Annotated in this window: 15 protein-coding genes; 10 read left to right on the top strand and 5 right to left on the bottom strand. The window is 60.1% G+C overall.

All coding sequences use genetic code 11. The features are described from left to right. Positions 1–31: 31 nt before the first annotated feature. Positions 32–1,960 (bottom strand): transglycosylase SLT domain-containing protein, encoded by a 1,929-nt coding sequence (locus JFT44_RS15735; RefSeq protein ID WP_198799599.1) that lies wholly within the window; start codon positions 1,958–1,960, stop codon positions 32–34. 212 nt (positions 1,961–2,172) lie between these two features. Here JFT44_RS15735 and JFT44_RS15730 point away from each other — a divergent pair, with 212 nt between their 5' ends. Then, positions 2,173–4,089, top strand: a complete 1,917-nt coding sequence (locus tag JFT44_RS15730; RefSeq protein WP_057960300.1) for an ATP-binding cassette domain-containing protein — start codon at positions 2,173–2,175, stop codon at positions 4,087–4,089. 178 nt (positions 4,090–4,267) lie between these two features. Here JFT44_RS15730 and JFT44_RS15725 read toward each other — a convergent pair whose 3' ends face one another. Beyond that, positions 4,268–4,705, bottom strand: a complete 438-nt coding sequence (locus tag JFT44_RS15725; protein ID WP_057438517.1) for a universal stress protein — start codon at positions 4,703–4,705, stop codon at positions 4,268–4,270. Positions 4,706–4,800: 95 nt separating this feature from the next. On the opposite strand from JFT44_RS15725, the gene JFT44_RS15720 reads away from it, so the two are divergent. Further along, complete coding sequence (locus tag JFT44_RS15720; protein WP_057438518.1) at positions 4,801–5,238, top strand: hypothetical protein; 438 nt, start codon at positions 4,801–4,803, stop codon at positions 5,236–5,238. Between the two features lie 105 nt (positions 5,239–5,343). On the opposite strand, the gene JFT44_RS15715 is transcribed toward JFT44_RS15720, so the two are convergent. Beyond that, positions 5,344–5,685 (bottom strand): hypothetical protein, encoded by a 342-nt coding sequence (locus JFT44_RS15715; RefSeq protein WP_157717225.1) that lies wholly within the window; start codon positions 5,683–5,685, stop codon positions 5,344–5,346. A 17-nt stretch (positions 5,686–5,702) separates the two neighbouring features. Here JFT44_RS15715 and fadB point away from each other — a divergent pair, with 17 nt between their 5' ends. The 6 genes from fadB (at position 5,703) to JFT44_RS15685 (ending at position 13,130) form a co-directional block, all read left to right on the top strand. After that, the gene (gene fadB / locus JFT44_RS15710) at positions 5,703–7,850 is read left to right on the top strand and encodes a fatty acid oxidation complex subunit alpha FadB (protein ID WP_057438519.1); all 2,148 of its coding nucleotides are present in this window, start codon (positions 5,703–5,705) and stop codon (positions 7,848–7,850) included. Positions 7,851–7,879: 29 nt separating this feature from the next. After that, positions 7,880–9,055, top strand: a complete 1,176-nt coding sequence (gene fadA, locus JFT44_RS15705; protein WP_005786153.1) for an acetyl-CoA C-acyltransferase FadA — start codon at positions 7,880–7,882, stop codon at positions 9,053–9,055. Between the two features lie 95 nt (positions 9,056–9,150). After that, entirely contained in the window at positions 9,151–9,387 is a 237-nt protein-coding gene (locus JFT44_RS15700; RefSeq protein ID WP_029300088.1) for a DUF1653 domain-containing protein, read from the top strand. A 114-nt stretch (positions 9,388–9,501) separates the two neighbouring features. Beyond that, positions 9,502–12,123 (top strand): type I DNA topoisomerase, encoded by a 2,622-nt coding sequence (topA, locus tag JFT44_RS15695; protein WP_057438521.1) that lies wholly within the window; start codon positions 9,502–9,504, stop codon positions 12,121–12,123. 129 nt (positions 12,124–12,252) lie between these two features. Next, positions 12,253–12,774: a DUF6586 family protein gene (locus JFT44_RS15690; protein ID WP_057438522.1), complete on the top strand. Its 522-nt coding sequence runs from the start codon at positions 12,253–12,255 to the stop codon at positions 12,772–12,774. A 122-nt stretch (positions 12,775–12,896) separates the two neighbouring features. Continuing rightward, positions 12,897–13,130 carry a hypothetical protein gene (locus tag JFT44_RS15685; RefSeq protein ID WP_026136850.1) on the top strand — a complete coding sequence of 78 codons (234 nt, stop codon included), beginning with the start codon at positions 12,897–12,899 and terminating at the stop codon, positions 13,128–13,130. A 150-nt stretch (positions 13,131–13,280) separates the two neighbouring features. Here the strand turns inward: JFT44_RS15685 and sulA are convergent, their stop codons facing one another. Then, positions 13,281–13,760, bottom strand: a complete 480-nt coding sequence (sulA, locus tag JFT44_RS15680; RefSeq protein ID WP_057438523.1) for an SOS-induced cell division inhibitor SulA — start codon at positions 13,758–13,760, stop codon at positions 13,281–13,283. A 10-nt stretch (positions 13,761–13,770) separates the two neighbouring features. Further along, positions 13,771–14,379, bottom strand: a complete 609-nt coding sequence (gene lexA / locus JFT44_RS15675; protein WP_029300096.1) for a transcriptional repressor LexA — start codon at positions 14,377–14,379, stop codon at positions 13,771–13,773. A 263-nt stretch (positions 14,380–14,642) separates the two neighbouring features. Between lexA and JFT44_RS15670 the strand changes: the two genes are divergently transcribed. Together JFT44_RS15670 and nagZ are read left to right on the top strand one after the other, a co-directional pair. Further along, complete coding sequence (locus JFT44_RS15670) at positions 14,643–15,350, top strand: TetR/AcrR family transcriptional regulator (RefSeq protein ID WP_057438524.1); 708 nt, start codon at positions 14,643–14,645, stop codon at positions 15,348–15,350. A 140-nt stretch (positions 15,351–15,490) separates the two neighbouring features. Further along, positions 15,491–16,501: a beta-N-acetylhexosaminidase gene (gene nagZ / locus JFT44_RS15665; RefSeq protein ID WP_057438525.1), complete on the top strand. Its 1,011-nt coding sequence runs from the start codon at positions 15,491–15,493 to the stop codon at positions 16,499–16,501. Positions 16,502–17,017: the final 516 nt, after the last annotated feature.

The following is a 17,017-nucleotide window of genomic DNA, read 5'->3' as shown; positions in this document are numbered from 1 at the left end:
GCAGCTTCAAGCGGGCAGCATCTACCGGCTGTTACTGGTCATCAAAATAACGTTCGTGCCAGTCCACCAGCGGCTGTGGCGAGTTGAGCTTCTGCCCGTAGATCACCGAATAAGACAGCACGTTCTGCACATACTGGCGGGTTTCGTCGAACGGGATGCTTTCCACCCACACGTCGAAACTCAGGTGGTCGGCGCCGCGCAGCCATTGGCGTACGCGGCCAGGGCCGGCGTTGTAGGCCGCGGAGGCGAGCACGCGGTTGCCGTTGAACTGGCTGTGCACCTGGCTCAGGTAGGCGGCGCCGAGTTGGATATTCTTGTCCGGGTCCAGCACCTGCTGCGGTGACGCCAGCGGGATGCTGAACTTGCGCGCGGTTTCCTTGGCGGTGGCGGGCATCAGTTGCATCAGGCCGCTGGCGCCGACGCCGGAGCGGGCGTCATCCATAAACGCGCTTTCCTGACGGGTGATGGCGAACACCCAGCTCGAATGCAGGCCACGGACCTTGGCTTCACGCACCAGAGTGTCGCGGTGGGCCATGGGGAAGCGGATATCCAGGTCGTCCCAGTACTTGGCCTGGCTGATGGTGCGGATCGCCGGGAAGTACCACTTCATGTCGTAGGCAAGCTTGGCTTGGGCAACCATTTCGTCACGGTTGAAGTGGCGGCTGACGTGATACCACTCGCGGCGGCCGTCGACGATCTGGCCACGGGCATAAAATTCCAGGGCGCGGCGTACACCCGGGGTATTGCGCACCTTGTTGACCAGCGCCTGGCTCATGACCAGCGGCTGATTATTGAGTTGATACGGGGCCTGGGAGCGATCCGCGGCAAGGAAACCATAAAAATCCCGCTCCTTTGCCAGGCCCTTGTACAGCACCAGTGCATGGGGGTTCTTCGGCTCGGCCAGTTCCAGGGCGCGGGCCTGCCAGTAGCGCCAGCGGTTGGTGGTGGCCAGGTCCTGGGGCAGCTTGCGGGTCAACTGGTAGGCATCTTCCCAGCGGGCCAGGCGCAGCAGCAGGCGCAGGCGCCATTCGGAGACGGTGTTGTCACGCAACTCCGGGTCGTATTTGGTCATCACATCCAGGGCGCGCGGGTCGTAGCGGCGCGCCAGGGTCAGGCCGATTTCCCGGGCGATGGAGACTTTTTCGTCACGGGAGAAGTGCATGCTGCTGGCATACCCATCCAGCAGGGCCATGGCTTGTTCCGGATCCTGGCGCGCCAGGCGGCGCAAGCCCAGGCCAACGGCGTCGGACATGGCCGCGGTGGCCGGCAGGAAGCGTGATGGGTCGCTGAGCATGGCGGGCTTTTGCGCCACATCCACCATCAAGCGGCCCTGGGCGCCGAGGGTGGGCAAGGTTTTCACCAGGCTGTTGGCCAGCGCATAGTTACGGGCTTCGGCGGCCAGCTTGGTGCGGTCCCAGATTTTCTGTTCGGTCAATTGCCCGGCGGCGGCCCATTGGCCAAAGGTGGCATCGCAGGCGGCGGGTTGGGATTTACCGGTCATCCACAGGGCTTCGGCGGTCTTGTAGCCTTCGGCCTTGAGGTTGTGGCTCAACTGGTATTGGCCGTGGAGGCAGTCCAGTTCGGTGAAATTGAGCTTGGCGTCGTAGTACTTTTCAAAGGTCTGCCAATCGCCACGCTCGGCCAGCCAGCGCAACCAGCGTAGTTTCATCCAGTTGGCCTGGGGCAGGTCGCCATGTTTGGCCAGGAACTGTTCGATTTCCTGGTTGCTCGCGGACTTCAGGCGGGCGGTCAGTTCGTCATAGGCCAGGTAAGGCGTCAGCGGATAGTCGGCCAGGGCCTGGCTGTATTGCATGTACGGCCCGGTGTCACCTTTGGCCAGGGCGCGCTTGGCTTGGTCGTAATATTGGCGTTGGGTGGTCAGGTCCACGGCCTGGGCGGTCTGGACGGCGGTGGAGGAAAGAAGCAGGCAAGATAAAAAGCTGAAAAGGCGACTGCGCATGAGACGTCCGTGCAAAGAAATCAGGACTAGTGCCGGCGCCGCCGACACTGATTACCCCTAGCTTAGCCTTTTGCCTACAGCCGGTGAAAGCTTTGCTGGCTGCTTCGCTGAAGTTCTCAAGAAATGTCCTACAGAACGTGTCGGGCACGAAAATGCCGGCCGCTTCACCCCCCAACTCAGGTAGAATGCGCGCCCAGTTTTTGGAGAAGCGTATGACCCTGCTCAAATTCAGCGATGTGTCCCTTGCTTTCGGCGCTATGCCGTTGTTGGACAAGGTGTCCTGGCAGATCGCCCGTGGTGAGCGGGTGTGCATCATCGGCCGCAACGGCACCGGCAAGTCCAGCATGATGAAGCTGGTAAAAGGCGACCAGAAGCCCGATGACGGCTCCGTGTGGCGCGCCCCGGGCCTGAAGATCGGCGAATTGCCGCAAGAATTGCCGGTGGCCGACGAACGGACCGTGTTCGACGTGGTTGCCGAAGGCCTCGACGGTGTGGGCGCATTGCTTGCCGAATACCATCACCTGGCGCAGAACTGCGTCACCGATGCCGACCTGGACAAACTGATGCACGTCCAGCAAGACCTCGAAGCCCGTGATGGCTGGCGCTTGCAGCAATTGGTCGACAGCACCCTGAGCCGCCTGCAACTGCCGGCCGACAAGACCCTCGCCGAGTTGTCCGGCGGCTGGCGTCGCCGTGTGCTGCTGGCCCAGGCTCTGGTTTCCGAGCCGGATCTGCTGCTGCTCGACGAACCAACCAACCACCTGGATATCGGCGCGATTGCCTGGCTTGAAGAAGCCCTCAAAGACTTCCAGGGCGCCGTGCTGTTCATCACGCACGACCGTTCTTTCCTGCAGAACCTCGCCACGCGCATCCTCGAGCTGGATCGCGGCGGCCTGATCGACTGGAACGGCGACTACGCCAGCTTCCTGGTGCACAAGGAAGCCACCCTGGCCGCTGAAGAAACCGCCAACGCGCTGTTCGACAAGAAGCTGGCCCAGGAAGAAGTGTGGATCCGCCAGGGCATCAAGGCCCGCCGCACCCGTAACGAAGGCCGTGTACGGGCCCTGAAAGCCTTGCGTGTGGAACGCAGCGAACGTCGCGAGCGCACCGGCAAGGCCAATATCCAGCTCGATACCGCCGACAAGTCGGGCAAGCAGGTGATGGTCCTGGAGAACGTCAGCTTCCATCACCCGGATGGCCCGTTCCTGATCAAAGACTTCTCCATGGTCCTGCAGCGCGGCGACCGCATCGGCCTGCTGGGTGCCAACGGTACCGGCAAGACCACCCTGCTCAAGCTGATGCTCAGCGGTCTGCAACCGACCAGCGGCACCGTGGAAGAGGGGACGCGCATCGACGTGGCCTACTTCGACCAGTTGCGCCACCAGTTGGACCTGGAAAAGACCGTGATCGACAACGTCGCCGAAGGCCGCGACTTTATCGACATCGACGGCCAGAGCCGCCACGTGTTGAGCTACCTGGGCGACTTCCTGTTCAGCCCGCAACGTGCGCGCACGCCGGTCAAGGCGTTGTCTGGCGGCGAGCGTGCGCGTCTGCTGCTGGCCAAGTTGTTCAGCAAACCGGCCAACCTGCTGGTGCTCGACGAACCAACCAACGACCTCGACGTGGAAACGCTGGAGTTGCTGGAAGAGGTCCTGCTGACCTTCAACGGTACCGTACTGATGGTCAGCCACGACCGGGCATTCCTCGACAACGTGGTCACCAGCACTCTGGTCTTCGAAGGTGAAGGCAAGGTGCGCGAATACGTCGGTGGTTACCAGGACTGGCTGCGCCAGGGCGGCTCGCCGCGCCTGCTGGGCGTGACCGAGAGCAAGTCTGGCAAGGCCGACTTGAACTCTGCTGTGGTTGCACCGGCTGCTGTTGCGCCGGTTCAGGAAGCCGCGCCGGCTGCCAAGAAGAAGCTCAGCTACAAGCTGCAGCGTGAGCTCGAAGCCCTGCCGGGTGAGATCGAAGCCAAGGAAAAGCAGATTGCTGCAGTGGAGGCCGACATGGCTGACGCGGGCTTCTACCTGCGTCCGGCGGCAGAAACGGCCAAGGTCATCGAGTCCCTGGAGAAGCTGAACCAGGAGCTGGAAGTCTTGGTTGAGCGTTGGGCCGAGCTGGATGCCTGATTGATTCAGCGGCAATAAAAAACCGGTGCTCTTACGAGTACCGGTTTTTTTATATGAAATGCACTTCAACAGGTAGGAGCTGGCTTGCCGGCGATAGCGGTCTGCCAGCCACCCGATGTATCAACTGACAGGCTGCTATCGCAGGTAAGCCAGCTCCTACATCTGATGTGCAGTGCTCTTACGAGCTTTTTACCAGCTTCACTGCCAGTACGTCGCACGGTGCGCCGTGCAATACGTCGTTGGCGGTCGAGCCCAGCAGCAACGCCAAGCCGTGGCGACCATGGCTGCCGACCACGATCAGGTCGCAGTTCTGTTCCTTGGCCAGATGATGGATTTCCTGGCGTGGCTGGCCGTAAGTCAGGTGGCTTTGGTCTTTTTTCAGTGCGGGATATTTGGCAATCAGTCGGTCCAGGCGCTCCTTGGCCTGGTCGAACTGCTGCTGTTGCAGTTGCGAAAGGTCCATCGGTACGTCGCCGCCAAAGGCCATGGCCATGGGTTCGACGATATGCACCAGCGACAGCTTCACGGTATCGCCGGCAATGGCCACGGCGCGCTTGATCACCGGATCGCACTCTTCGGTCAGATCCACGGCGACCAGAATATGTTGGTAAGTCATGAGGCGTTCCTCCAGGGGACTGCAATAAGTTCAGTATGGCTGCTTTCAAGCGGATGGGGTCAAATCCGCTCATCTAGAAATTCGGGAGTACACATATGACGGTCTGGATAGTGGTGTCAATCCTTCTAGTGGTCTTGAGCCCTCTGGCATGGCTGCGGCCCTCGCGCCACCAGAGCGGGCGCATGGCCCTGCGCATGGAGGCGCGACGCATCGGCCTGGCGATGCAACTGTCGCCCCAGGAATGGCCGCACTGGCTCAAGCAGGAGCCGCCCAGCCCCTGTGCGCAGTACTGTCGGCCACGGCGCGGCAGCAAACCCGCGCTGTGGGTTTACTGGCAGCAGGAGCCAGGTGTGTGGGTCAACCAATGGCAGGAAATCTGCGTGGACGAGAAGTTGTTGCCGCATTTTGCAACGCTGCCGGCCAATGTCTTCAAAGTGGAGGCGGACAAGCAGATGATCGCCCTGTACTGGGGCGAGAAGGGCGAGTCCAGTGACTTGCAGGCCATCAGTGCGTTACTCAAGGCCCTGGCCTGAGGCAATAAAAAGCCCGACATCATCATCGGGCTGGAGTTGGCCAGGCAGGCCGGTCATTCTGCGTTTCATCGCGCCGCGCATTCGCGCCGGCGTTCCCACATGCGGCTAGCCTAGCCGGATATCCGCCGCTGTACAGGCCTTTGCTGGCTCTTTTGGATTATTGATCAGGTGAATACCTGCGCATTGATTCGCCTTGGCGGTTATGAAATGACTGAAAAGTCGCGTTTTTACAGCGCTTTCGGGCGATTGACAATTGTCGGAATTTGGCTGAAGGTGGCGTACCCAAATCAAACGGGCGTATGAATTGAGTGTTTGTCTGTCAGGCATCTCATACATAATCCCGACTATCGCATTGGCGGGTGTGCCTGGCGCGTTGGCGTGAGCATTGACGAAATGATCAATGCCCGACCAGGGGCCAGCGTCCGATGTGTACTGTTCAGCTTCCATATCGTGGAGATCAGTTGATGATTTACGAAGGTAAAGCCATCACGGTTAAGGCTCTTGAAAGTGGCATCGTCGAATTGAAATTCGACCTCAAGGGTGAGTCCGTCAACAAGTTCAACCGTCTAACCCTGAACGAACTGCGTCAGGCCGTAGACACCATCAAGGCTGATGCATCGATCAAAGGTGTGATCGTCTCCAGCGGCAAGGACGTGTTTATCGTCGGCGCTGACATCACCGAATTCGTCGACAACTTCAAGCTGCCCGATGCCGAGCTTGTGGCTGGCAACCTCGAAGCCAACAAGATTTTCAGCGATTTCGAAGACCTCAACGTGCCGACCGTTGCCGCGATCAATGGCATCGCTCTGGGCGGCGGTCTGGAAATGTGCCTGGCTGCGGACTTCCGCGTCATGGCTTCCAGCGCGAAAATCGGCCTGCCGGAAGTCAAGCTGGGTATCTACCCGGGCTTCGGCGGTACCGTGCGCCTGCCGCGTATCATCGGTGCCGACAACGCCATCGAGTGGATCGCCGCCGGCAAGGAAAACCGTGCTGAAGACGCGCTGAAAGTCGGCGCCGTCGATGCTGTGGTTGCTCCGGAAAAACTCGCAGAAGCGGCACTGAACCTGATCAAGGGCGCCATCAGCGGCGAATTTGACTACAAGGCCAAGCGTCAGCCTAAGCTGGAAAAACTCAAGCTCAACGCCATCGAACAAATGATGTCGTTCGAAACCGCCAAGGGTTTTGTGGCCGGTCAAGCGGGCCCTAACTACCCGGCGCCGGTCGAAGCGATCAAGACCATCCAGAAAGCCGCGAACTTCGGTCGCGACAAGGCCCTGGAAATCGAAGCTGCCGGCTTCGTCAAGCTGGCCAAGACTTCTGCTGCGCAGAGCTTGATCGGCCTGTTCCTGAACGATCAGGAACTGAAGAAAAAAGCCAAGGCCTACGACGAAATCGCCAAAGACGTGAAACAGGCTGCCGTACTCGGCGCCGGGATCATGGGCGGTGGTATTGCCTATCAGTCGGCGTCCAAAGGCACGCCGATCCTGATGAAAGACATCAACGAGCACGGTATCGAGCAAGGCCTGGCGGAAGCTGCCAAGCTGCTGGTCGGCCGCGTTGATAAAGGTCGCATGACCGCTGCGAAAATGGCTGAAGTGCTTAACGGCATTCGTCCTACGCTGTCCTACGGTGATTTCGGCCATGTCGACCTGGTGGTCGAAGCGGTTGTCGAGAACCCGAAGGTCAAGCAGGCGGTACTGGCTGAAGTCGAAGCCCAGGTCAAAGAAGACACGATCCTGGCGTCCAACACCTCGACCATTTCCATCACCTTGCTGGCCAAGGCCCTCAAGCGTCCGGAAAACTTCGTCGGCATGCACTTCTTCAACCCGGTGCACATGATGCCGCTGGTAGAAGTGATCCGTGGCGAGAAGTCCAGCGAGCTGGCTGTTGCCACCACCGTTGCCTACGCCAAGAAAATGGGCAAGAACCCGATCGTGGTCAACGACTGCCCGGGCTTCTTGGTCAACCGCGTGCTGTTCCCGTACTTCGGCGGTTTCGCCAAGCTGGTCAGCGCTGGCGTGGACTTTGTGCGTATCGACAAGGTCATGGAAAAATTCGGCTGGCCCATGGGCCCGGCGTACCTGATGGACGTGGTAGGCATCGACACCGGCCACCACGGTCGCGACGTCATGGCTGAAGGCTTCCCGGACCGCATGAAGGACGACCGTCGTTCGGCTGTCGATGCACTCTACGAAGCCAAGCGCCTGGGCCAGAAGAATGGCAAGGGCTTCTACGCCTACGAGACCGACAAGAAGGGCAAGCAGAAGAAAGTTGCCGACCCATCGGTTCACGAAGTGCTGGCACCCATCGTCTACGAGCAGCGTGAGGTGTCTGACGAAGACATCATCAACTGGATGATGATCGCCCTGTGCCTGGAAACCGTACGTTGCCTGGAAGACGGCATCGTCGAAACCGCCGCCGAAGCCGATATGGGCCTGGTGTACGGTATTGGTTTCCCTCCATTCCGTGGCGGTGCGCTGCGTTACATCGACTCGATCGGTGTGGCCGAGTTCGTTGCCCTGGCTGATCAGTACGCTGATCTGGGCCCGCTGTACCACCCGACTGCGAAGCTGCGCGAGATGGCCAAGAATGGCCAGAGCTTCTTCGGTTAAGTGCCCAGACGACTAGAGCGAGAATATTTATGAGCTTGAATCCAAGAGACGTCGTGATTGTCGACTTCGGTCGTACTCCGATGGGCCGCTCCAAGGGCGGCATGCACCGCAACACCCGTGCCGAAGATATGTCGGCGCACCTGATCAGCAAGTTGCTGGAGCGTAACGTCAAGGTCGACCCGAACGAGGTCGAGGACGTGATCTGGGGCTGCGTCAACCAGACCCTGGAGCAGGGCTGGAACATCGCGCGCATGGCCTCCTTGATGACGCAGATCCCGCACACCGCGGCCGGCCAGACCGTCAGCCGCCTGTGTGGCTCGTCGATGAGCGCGCTGCACACGGCTGCCCAGGCGATCATGACCGGCAACGGTGATGTGTTCGTGGTCGGTGGCGTGGAGCACATGGGTCACGTCAGCATGATGCACGGTGTCGATCCTAACCCGCACATGTCGCTGTACGCGGCGAAAGCCTCGGGCATGATGGGCCTGACTGCGGAAATGCTCGGCAAGATGCATGGCATCACCCGTGAAGCCCAGGACGCCTTTGGCTTGCGCTCCCACCAGTTGGCCCACAAGGCGACTGTGGAAGGCAAGTTCAAGGATGAAATCATCCCGATGAACGGCTACGACGAGAACGGTTTCCTGAAACTGTTCGACTACGACGAAACCATTCGTCCGGACACCACCCTGGAAAGCCTGGCGGCCTTGAAGCCGGCGTTCAATCCAAAGGGCGGCACCGTGACAGCCGGTACGTCGTCGCAGATCACTGATGGTGCTTCGTGCATGATCGTGATGTCGGCTCAGCGTGCCCAGGACCTGGGGATCCAGCCTCTGGCGGTGATCCGTTCCATGGCCGTAGCGGGTGTGGACCCGGCGATCATGGGCTATGGTCCAGTACCGGCCACACAAAAAGCCTTGAAGCGCGCAGGTCTGAGCATCTCCGACATCGACTTCTTCGAGCTCAACGAAGCTTTCGCCGCACAGGCCTTGCCAGTGCTGAAAGATTTGAAAGTACTCGACAAGATGAACGAGAAGGTTAACCTGCACGGCGGTGCGATTGCCCTGGGCCACCCATTCGGTTGCTCCGGTGCACGTATCTCCGGCACCTTGCTTAACGTGATGAAGCAAAATGGCGGCAACCTGGGGGTTGCAACCATGTGCATTGGTCTCGGCCAAGGCATTTCCACCGTCTTCGAACGCGTCTAAGCGTTGGGTTGACGGAAGCCGGGGCCCAGTGCCCCGGTTTTTGTTTTTTGGAATTTTTAATTTTTTTTTAATAAATTTTGTAAGAGGGTCAGAGCATGAAAGTCGAACCAGGGCTCTACCAGCATTATAAAGGTCCCAAGTACCGCGTTTTTAATGTGGCACGGCACTCCGAGACCGAGGAAGAAGTGGTGTTCTACCAAGCACTGTATGGCGATTACGGCTTTTGGGTGCGTCCCTTGAGCATGTTCCTGGAGACCGTCGAGGTTGACGGCAAGCAGGTCCCGCGCTTTGCTTTGGTGCAGGTCGAACCCAGTCTTTTTTCAGGGCAATAACGGCGGGTTGCGCGCAATGCTGCGCTTGACCTCACTGTGTTGCCACTATATATAGCGTTGCCGCGTCAGGCGCCAACCGCCTTTCTCTTCTCGAATTCAGGAATTTTCCGATCCATGGGCAAATCGCTGGTCATTGTGGAATCCCCGGCTAAGGCCAAGACCATCAACAAGTACTTGGGTAACGAGTACGTGGTGAAGTCGAGTATCGGCCATATCCGAGACCTGCCCACCAGCGGTTCGGCTAGCGCCAGCAAGGAGCCTGCTGCCAAGCGCGGCAAGGCGGCTGCGGGCGAAGGTCCGGTGCTCTCGCCTAAAGAGAAGGCGCGCAAGCAGTTGGTCTCGCGCATGGGTGTGGACCCGGATCATGGCTGGAAGGCCAAGTACGAAATCCTTCCGGGCAAGGAAAAGGTGATCGAGGAGCTGCGCCGGCTCGCCAAGGATGCTGACACCATCTATCTCGCGACGGACTTGGACCGCGAAGGGGAAGCCATTGCCTGGCACCTGCGCGAAGCCATCGGTGGGGATGACAGCCGCTATAAGCGCGTGGTGTTCAACGAAATCACCAAGAAGGCGATCCAGGAAGCCTTCTCCAAGCCGGGCGAGTTGGACATTGACCGCGTCAATGCCCAACAGGCGCGGCGCTTCCTCGACCGCGTCGTCGGCTACATGGTCTCGCCACTGCTGTGGGCGAAGATCGCCCGCGGCCTGTCCGCTGGCCGTGTGCAATCGGTAGCGGTCAAGCTGGTGGTGGAGCGTGAGCGCGAGATTCGTGCGTTCAACCCTGAAGAGTACTGGGAAGTCCACGCGGACCTCGGTACCGCCAAGGGCAATAACGTGCGCTTTGAAGTGGCCCGCGAGAAAGGCGAGGCCTTCAAGCCGCTCAACGAAGCCCAGGCCATGGCCGCGCTGGACAAGCTCAAGGCTTCCAGCTACAGCATCGTCAAGCGTGAAGACAAGCCCACCAGCAGCAAGCCGTCGGCGCCGTTCATCACCTCCACCCTGCAACAGGCCGCGAGCAACCGCCTGGGCTTTGGCGTGAAGAAGACGATGATGATGGCCCAGCGTCTGTACGAAGCGGGCTACATCACTTATATGCGTACTGACTCCACCAACCTGTCGGTGGACGCGGTGGCGATGGCGCGTACTTATATTGAAAGCGAGTTCGGCAAGAAGTACCTGCCGGAGAAGCCAAACGTCTACAGCAGCAAGGAAGGCGCACAAGAGGCTCACGAAGCGATTCGTCCGTCCGACGCCAATACCGAGCCAAGCAAGCTGACCGGCATGGAGCGCGACGCTGAGCGCCTCTACGAGCTGATCTGGCGCCAGTTCCTGGCGTGCCAGATGCTGCCGGCGCAATACCTGTCCACTACCGTCACAGTGGGTGCCGGGGACTTCGAGCTGCGTGCCAAGGGCCGGATCCTCAAGTTCGACGGCTATACCCGCGTGATGCCGCAAATCGCCAAGCCGGGTGATGACGATGTGCTGCCAGACATGGCCCAGGGCGATGCGCTGAAGCTGATCAAACTCGATCCGAGCCAGCACTTCACCAAGCCACCACCCCGTTATTCGGAAGCCAGCCTGGTCAAGGAGATGGAAAAACGCGGTATCGGTCGTCCTTCGACCTATGCGGCGATCATTTCCACGATCCAGGACCGTGGCTACGTTGCCTTGCACAACCGTCGTTTCTATTCGGAAAAGATGGGCGATATCGTTACTGAGCGTCTGTCCGAGAGCTTCTCCAACCTGATGGACTACGGCTTTACTGCCGGCATGGAAGAGAATCTCGATGACGTGGCCCAGGGCGAGCGCGACTGGAAAAATGTACTCGACGAGTTCTATGGCGACTTCAAGAAAAAACTCGAAGTAGCCGAGAGCCCGGAAAACGGCATGCGTGCCAACCAGCCGGTGATGACGGATATTCCGTGCACCACCTGCGGTCGTCCAATGCAGATCCGTACCGCGTCGACCGGTGTGTTCCTGGGTTGCTCGGGCTACAGCCTGCCGCCCAAAGAGCGCTGCAAGGCCACCGTCAACCTGGTGCCAGGTGATGAAATCGCTGCCGATGACGAGGGTGAATCCGAGTCGCTGGTGCTGCGTGGCAAGCACCGTTGCCCGATCTGCAGCACGGCCATGGATGCCTACCTGCTGGACGAGAAGCACAAGCTGCACATCTGCGGTAACAACCCCGATTGCAACGGCTACGAGATCGAAGAAGGCACCTATCGCATCAAGGGCTATGAAGGCCCGAGCCTGGAATGCGACAAGTGCGGCAGCGAGATGCAGCTCAAGACCGGTCGTTTCGGCAAGTTCTTCGGTTGCACCAACCCGACCTGCAAGAACACCCGCAAACTGCTGAAAAGCGGTGACGCGGCGCCGCCGAAGATGGACCCGGTGAAGATGCCCGAGCTCAAATGCGAGAAGGTCAACGACACCTATATCCTGCGTGACGGCGCTTCGGGCTTGTTCCTGGCCGCCAGCCAGTTCCCGAAAAACCGCGAGACCCGTGCGCCGCTGGTGCTGGAGATCGTGCCGCACAAGGATGAAATCGATCCGAAGTACCACTTCCTGTGCGAAGCGCCGAAGAAGGATCCCGACGGTCGCCCGGCCGTGATCCGCTACAGCCGCAAGACCAAGGAGCAGTACGTGCAGACCGAAGTGGACGGCAAGCCTACGGGCTGGAAAGCCTTCTACGACGGTGGCAAGTGGAAGGTCGAGGATAAGCGCCAGGGCGCTTGATCCAGCACCTGCGTTGAAGTAAAGGCCGCCTTCACAGGCGGCCTTTTGGTTTGCGCTTGCAGTGGACTTGTCTCATCCTTGACACTGTTCAGCCAGCATCACATCTATGTCGTTGTGGAGACTGCCGTCATGGCCAACGAACTCTATACCCGTACCAACCAGAAAATTTACTTCGCGGGTTTGTCCCTGGAAGCCCTTGGCCGCGCCGAGGAAGGAAAGGAGATGAACGCTATCGCGCTGGTCCAGGCGGGGCGAGAGTCGGCGTTGTTTCACCTGTACGGGGCCTTGCTGGGCCTGTGTCATGAAATTGCCGGCTTCTATCGTTTGCCCCAGGCGAATGCGCCACGGGCCGAGGATATCCTGACCCGTGAGGTGCAGGAGTCGCTGGCTATTCCTGAGTTGGCTGAATTGGTGGAAATGGCCCGCAGCCCCGACAGTTGGCTGGCACGCTTGTTGGCTGCGCATTCGGCGATGTTCCAGCCGCCGCGTGTGCCGCACAAGCCCAAGGGCGATGTGACCCAGCCGCTGATCGTTGCGGTCAGCCTGGAAGAGGAAGGGCCGGAGCCACTGAGCCGGGCCGAACTGGAGAGTTGGCGCCAGGAGCTGAAGAAGCTGGCGATCCGCTTTCGGGATGGATTGAACGAGTGCTGAGTCGGGTGTACTCGGCAGGCCTTTGACCATTCATCAAGCCGCACGGCAAGCTGCCTCAGATACCGAGCGATGCAGCCCTCATGCCTGATATAATGCCGGGCTATCCTGGAGAACAGATTTTTATGCCAACGTCCTTTCTGGAAATTGTTGAATTGCCCGACGGCCGAATTGAGCTGCGCAGGGCTGAGGACGAGGGTTCTCTGGTGACTTTGGATTTTTCCGAGGACGCCAAGGCGTTCCTGCAAGGCCAGCATGTGGAAGTGGCAAAAGCCATGTTGAGCGTGGGTGTGCAGATGGCGGGGCGCCTGGCTGAAGGCGAACCTGAAAAAGACGACGGTCCACGGGTTCTTCACTGAGTCCGTTTGGCGTTTTTTAAGATTCAAATGTTCAATCGGCTTCTCAATTCTGTAGAAGCCTTGCGTCCATCGCAGGCACTGACTTGACGTCAGGCTGCAATCGGACGACCTGTGCCACTCCCGAGAACGCGTTGCGCGCCAGTCTCGGGTTTATCCCAATCGAATATTCAAACTTTGTGCATCGCCTGTGCGCGCTGCGCTGATCAACTGCTGCTTGGCCGAAGCGCCCAGCGGGTTCAGCCAGCTGACGACGGTGTGGCTACGCCCCAGGCGCAATGCCTCGCAGGTCAGTTGCTGGGCGCTCTGGGCGCCGCGTGGTTGCAGCAGCAGGATGCGCTCGCGGTTCAGGCCCGCGTCCCGCAGCCAGGCTTGGGTCAGGCTGGAGGGCGGGGCGATCAGGGTCAGCCAGCGGGCGTCCTGTTCCTCGCTCAGTTCACGCAGGATCGGCGCCAGCAAACTCAGGCAGTTCCCGGCAGCGCCGCGCAACGACAATTCACTGAAGACCTCCGGTTCGGCGGGGGCGGTCCATGGGGACTCCACCGCCTCGCTGAGGATAGGTGCAAGTGGCTGGGCCAGAAAGGCCTCAAACAGCGGCAGTTGTGTATGTTGTTGCGCGTGTGGGAACTGCATGATGCCTCCGTTAGCGGCGAATTACGCCGACACTCAAGCCTTCGATCACCAGGTCCTGATCCTTCAGGTTGACTTCAATCGGCGAAAACTCAGGGTTTTCTGCCAGCAGCCAGACTTTGCTGCCTTCGCGCTTGAAGCGCTTGACCGTTACTTCATCGCCAATGCGGGCCACGACGATCTGGCCGTTACGCGCTTCGCGGGTGGTGTGCACGGCCAGCAGGTCGCCGTCGAAGATGCCCACGTCCTTCATGCTCATGCCATGGACCCGCAACAGATAATCGGCGCGAGGATGGAAGAAGGTCGGGTTGATGTTGCAGGACTCTTCGACGTGCTGTTGTGCCAGAATCGGCGCACCGGCAGCGACCCGGCCGATGATCGGCAGTGTCGATTCGTCAGCCTTGGCTTCGAAGCCAGGGATGCGAATACCGCGGGACGCACCCGGGGTCATTTCGATCGCACCCTTGCGGGCAAGGGCCTTCAGGTGTTCTTCGGCAGCATTGGGGGATTTGAACCCCAGCTCCAGGGCGATTTCTGCCCGGGTCGGCGGATAGCCGTTGTCGTCGAGGCAGCGCTTGATAAAAGCGAGAATCTCAGCTTGGCGTGGCGTCAGTTTTAGCATGTTGATCGCTCTGTCTTTTTATACAGTGACTGGGATTATATACAGTGAACTGCGCTTGGCAATCATCGTTTTTGCCGACTCCGCCGGACGGTCATCCGTCGGGCCCTGCAAAGCCTGGAGACAGCGCTGCCTACAGGCGGTGGAAGATGTGATTAAATAGGTGCGAATCGGGTGACTGACCGGCCGGAAAACGGACCTGCAGGCTTGACATTGCACAAGGTGAAACGTATGTTTCAAACAAGTGTTTGTCAGGCGGAGTAGCCATGGCCCAGTCGGAAACCGTTGAACGCATTCTCGATGCTGCCGAGCAGTTGTTCGCGGAAAAAGGATTTGCTGAAACTTCATTGCGGCTTATCACCAGCAAGGCCGGGGTCAACCTGGCAGCAGTGAACTATCATTTCGGCTCGAAAAAAGCCCTGATTCAGGCGGTCTTCTCGCGCTTCCTGGGGCCATTCTGCATCAGCCTCGACCGTGAGCTGGAGCGGCGCCAGGCCAAGCCTGAGAATAAGCCGAGCCTGGAAGACCTGCTGGAAATCCTCGTCGAGCAAGCCCTGGTGGTACAGCCGCGCAGCGGCAACGACCTGTCGATCTTCATGCGCCTGCTGGGCCTGGCGTTCAGTCAGAGCCAGGGCCACTTGCGACGATACCTCGAAGATATGTACGGCAAAGTATTCCGTCGCTACATGTTGCTGGTGAACGAGGCGGCCCCGCGTATTCCCCCTATCGAATTGTTCTGGCGCGTGCACTTCATGCTCGGTGCTGCTGCGTTCAGCATGTCCGGGATCAAAGCCTTGCGCGCCATCGCCGAGACCGATTTCGGCGTCAACACCTCCATCGAGCAGGTGATGCGCCTGATGGTGCCGTTCCTGGCTGCCGGTATGCGCGCGGAAAGCGGCGTCACCGACCCGGCCATGGCCGCCGCTCAACTGCGCCCGCGCAGCAAGTCCGTCCCGGTGGCGGCCAAGGTTTAGCCACTGGCGTCTGGGCGCAACCGCTTGCATCCGCTAAGCTAGCCGCCCATGCCGATTTCAACTATTTATCCGCACTTCACCGCCTTGCCTGGCTTGACCTGGCGAGGCGGTGAAGTGCGCGCGTCATTCAAGGAAAATTTATGACTGCTGCCCTGCAAGGCTCTTTGATGGTGGACGTCGCCGGCACCTGGCTGACGGCTGAAGATCGCCACTTGTTGCGCCAGCCTGAAGTGGGCGGCCTGATCATTTTTGCGCGCAACATCGAGCATCCGCGCCAGGTGCGGGAGTTGAGCGCCGCCATTCGCGCAGTGCGCCCGGACCTGTTGCTGGCTGTGGATCAGGAAGGCGGTCGGGTCCAGCGCCTGCGCCAGGGGTTTGTGCGCCTGCCGGCCATGCGGGCGCTGGCGGACAATGCCAATGCCGAATACCTGGCCGAGCAGTGCGGTTGGGTCATGGCCACGGAAGTACTGGCCGTCGGCCTGGACCTGAGCTTCGCCCCCGTGCTGGACCTCGACTACCAGCGCAGCGCCGTCGTAGGCACGCGCTCGTTCGAAGGTGATCCCGAGCGTGCCGCGTTGCTGGCCGGCGCCTTTATCCGGGGCATGAACAGCGCTGGCATGGCCGCCACCGGCAAGCACTTCCCGGGTCATGGCTGGGCCGAGGCAGATTCCCACGTCGCCATTCCCGTTGATGAGCGCAGCCTGGAACAACTGCGCACCCATGACCTGGTGCCGTTCGCGCGCCTGAGCAAGCAATTGGCCGCGGTCATGCCGGCCCACGTTATTTACCCACAGGTGGATAACCAGCCGGCCGGCTTCTCGCGTCGCTGGTTGCAGGACATCCTGCGCGGCGAATTGCAGTTCGATGGGGTGATTTTCAGTGATGACCTGTCCATGGCCGGTGCCCACGTGGTGGGGGATGCGGCGAGCCGGATCGAGGCTGCTTTAAGTGCTGGCTGCGACATGGGCCTGGTGTGCAATGACCGCGCAGCGGCCGAACTGGCCCTGAGTGCCGCCCAGCGCATGAAGGTCACGCCATCGGCACGTATTGCCCGTATGCGTGGGCAGGCGATTGCGTCGACTGACTATAAGCAGGATCCGCGTTGGTTGGCGGCGCTTGGCGCGCTTCGGGATGCACAGTTGATCGAATGAGATTGAGGTGCGCCCATCGCAGGCAAGCCAGCTCCCACATTTGATTTGTGGCGGTACCAAAAATCTCTGCCCCAGTGAGACCCCCTGTGGGAGCGGGCTTGCCCGCGATCGCGGCAGCCCAGTCACTCTTTCTGGCGGCTGACCCACCGCTATCGCAGGCAAGCCAGCTCCCACATTTGATTTGTGGCGGTACCAAAAATCTCTGCCCCAGTGAGCCCCCCTGTGGGAGCGGGCTTGCCCGCGATGGCGGCAGCCCAGTCACTCTTTCTGGCGGTTGACCCACCGCTATCGCAGGCAAGCCAGCTCCCACATTTGATTTGTGGCGGTACCAAAAATCTCTGCCCCAGTGAGATCCCCTGTGGGAGTGGGCTTGCCCGCGATCGCGGCAACCCAGTCACTCTTTCTGGCGGCTGACCCACCGCTATCGCAGGCAAGCCAGCTCCCACATTTGATTTGTGGCGGTACCAAAAATCTCTGCCCCAGTGAGCCCCCTGTGGGAGCGGGCTTGCCCGCGAT

It is taken from the genome of Pseudomonas sp. MF5691, assembly GCF_016405645.1.
Lineage (GTDB): Bacteria > Pseudomonadota > Gammaproteobacteria > Pseudomonadales > Pseudomonadaceae > Aquipseudomonas > Aquipseudomonas shahriarae.
This window is presented reverse-complemented; position numbering and strand designations above follow the sequence as displayed.

Excerpts from the sequence above, each read along its gene's own strand:
- JFT44_RS15715 (WP_157717225.1), bottom strand. The coding sequence starts at position 5,685 with ATGGAAGCTGAACAGTACACATCGGACGCTGGCCCCTGGTCGGGCATT.
- JFT44_RS15720 (WP_057438518.1), top strand. The coding sequence starts at position 4,801 with ATGACGGTCTGGATAGTGGTGTCAATCCTTCTAGTGGTCTTGAGCCCT.
- sulA (WP_057438523.1), bottom strand. The coding sequence starts at position 13,760 with ATGCAGTTCCCACACGCGCAACAACATACACAACTGCCGCTGTTTGAG.
- JFT44_RS15690 (WP_057438522.1), top strand. The coding sequence starts at position 12,253 with ATGGCCAACGAACTCTATACCCGTACCAACCAGAAAATTTACTTCGCG.
- lexA (WP_029300096.1), bottom strand. The coding sequence starts at position 14,379 with ATGCTAAAACTGACGCCACGCCAAGCTGAGATTCTCGCTTTTATCAAG.
- topA (WP_057438521.1), top strand. The coding sequence starts at position 9,502 with ATGGGCAAATCGCTGGTCATTGTGGAATCCCCGGCTAAGGCCAAGACC.
- nagZ (WP_057438525.1), top strand. The coding sequence starts at position 15,491 with ATGACTGCTGCCCTGCAAGGCTCTTTGATGGTGGACGTCGCCGGCACC.
- JFT44_RS15735 (WP_198799599.1), bottom strand. The coding sequence starts at position 1,960 with ATGCGCAGTCGCCTTTTCAGCTTTTTATCTTGCCTGCTTCTTTCCTCC.
- JFT44_RS15725 (WP_057438517.1), bottom strand. The coding sequence starts at position 4,705 with ATGACTTACCAACATATTCTGGTCGCCGTGGATCTGACCGAAGAGTGC.
- fadA (WP_005786153.1), top strand. The coding sequence starts at position 7,880 with ATGAGCTTGAATCCAAGAGACGTCGTGATTGTCGACTTCGGTCGTACT.
- JFT44_RS15700 (WP_029300088.1), top strand. The coding sequence starts at position 9,151 with ATGAAAGTCGAACCAGGGCTCTACCAGCATTATAAAGGTCCCAAGTAC.
- fadB (WP_057438519.1), top strand. The coding sequence starts at position 5,703 with ATGATTTACGAAGGTAAAGCCATCACGGTTAAGGCTCTTGAAAGTGGC.
- JFT44_RS15685 (WP_026136850.1), top strand. The coding sequence starts at position 12,897 with ATGCCAACGTCCTTTCTGGAAATTGTTGAATTGCCCGACGGCCGAATT.
- JFT44_RS15730 (WP_057960300.1), top strand. The coding sequence starts at position 2,173 with ATGACCCTGCTCAAATTCAGCGATGTGTCCCTTGCTTTCGGCGCTATG.
- JFT44_RS15670 (WP_057438524.1), top strand. The coding sequence starts at position 14,643 with ATGGCCCAGTCGGAAACCGTTGAACGCATTCTCGATGCTGCCGAGCAG.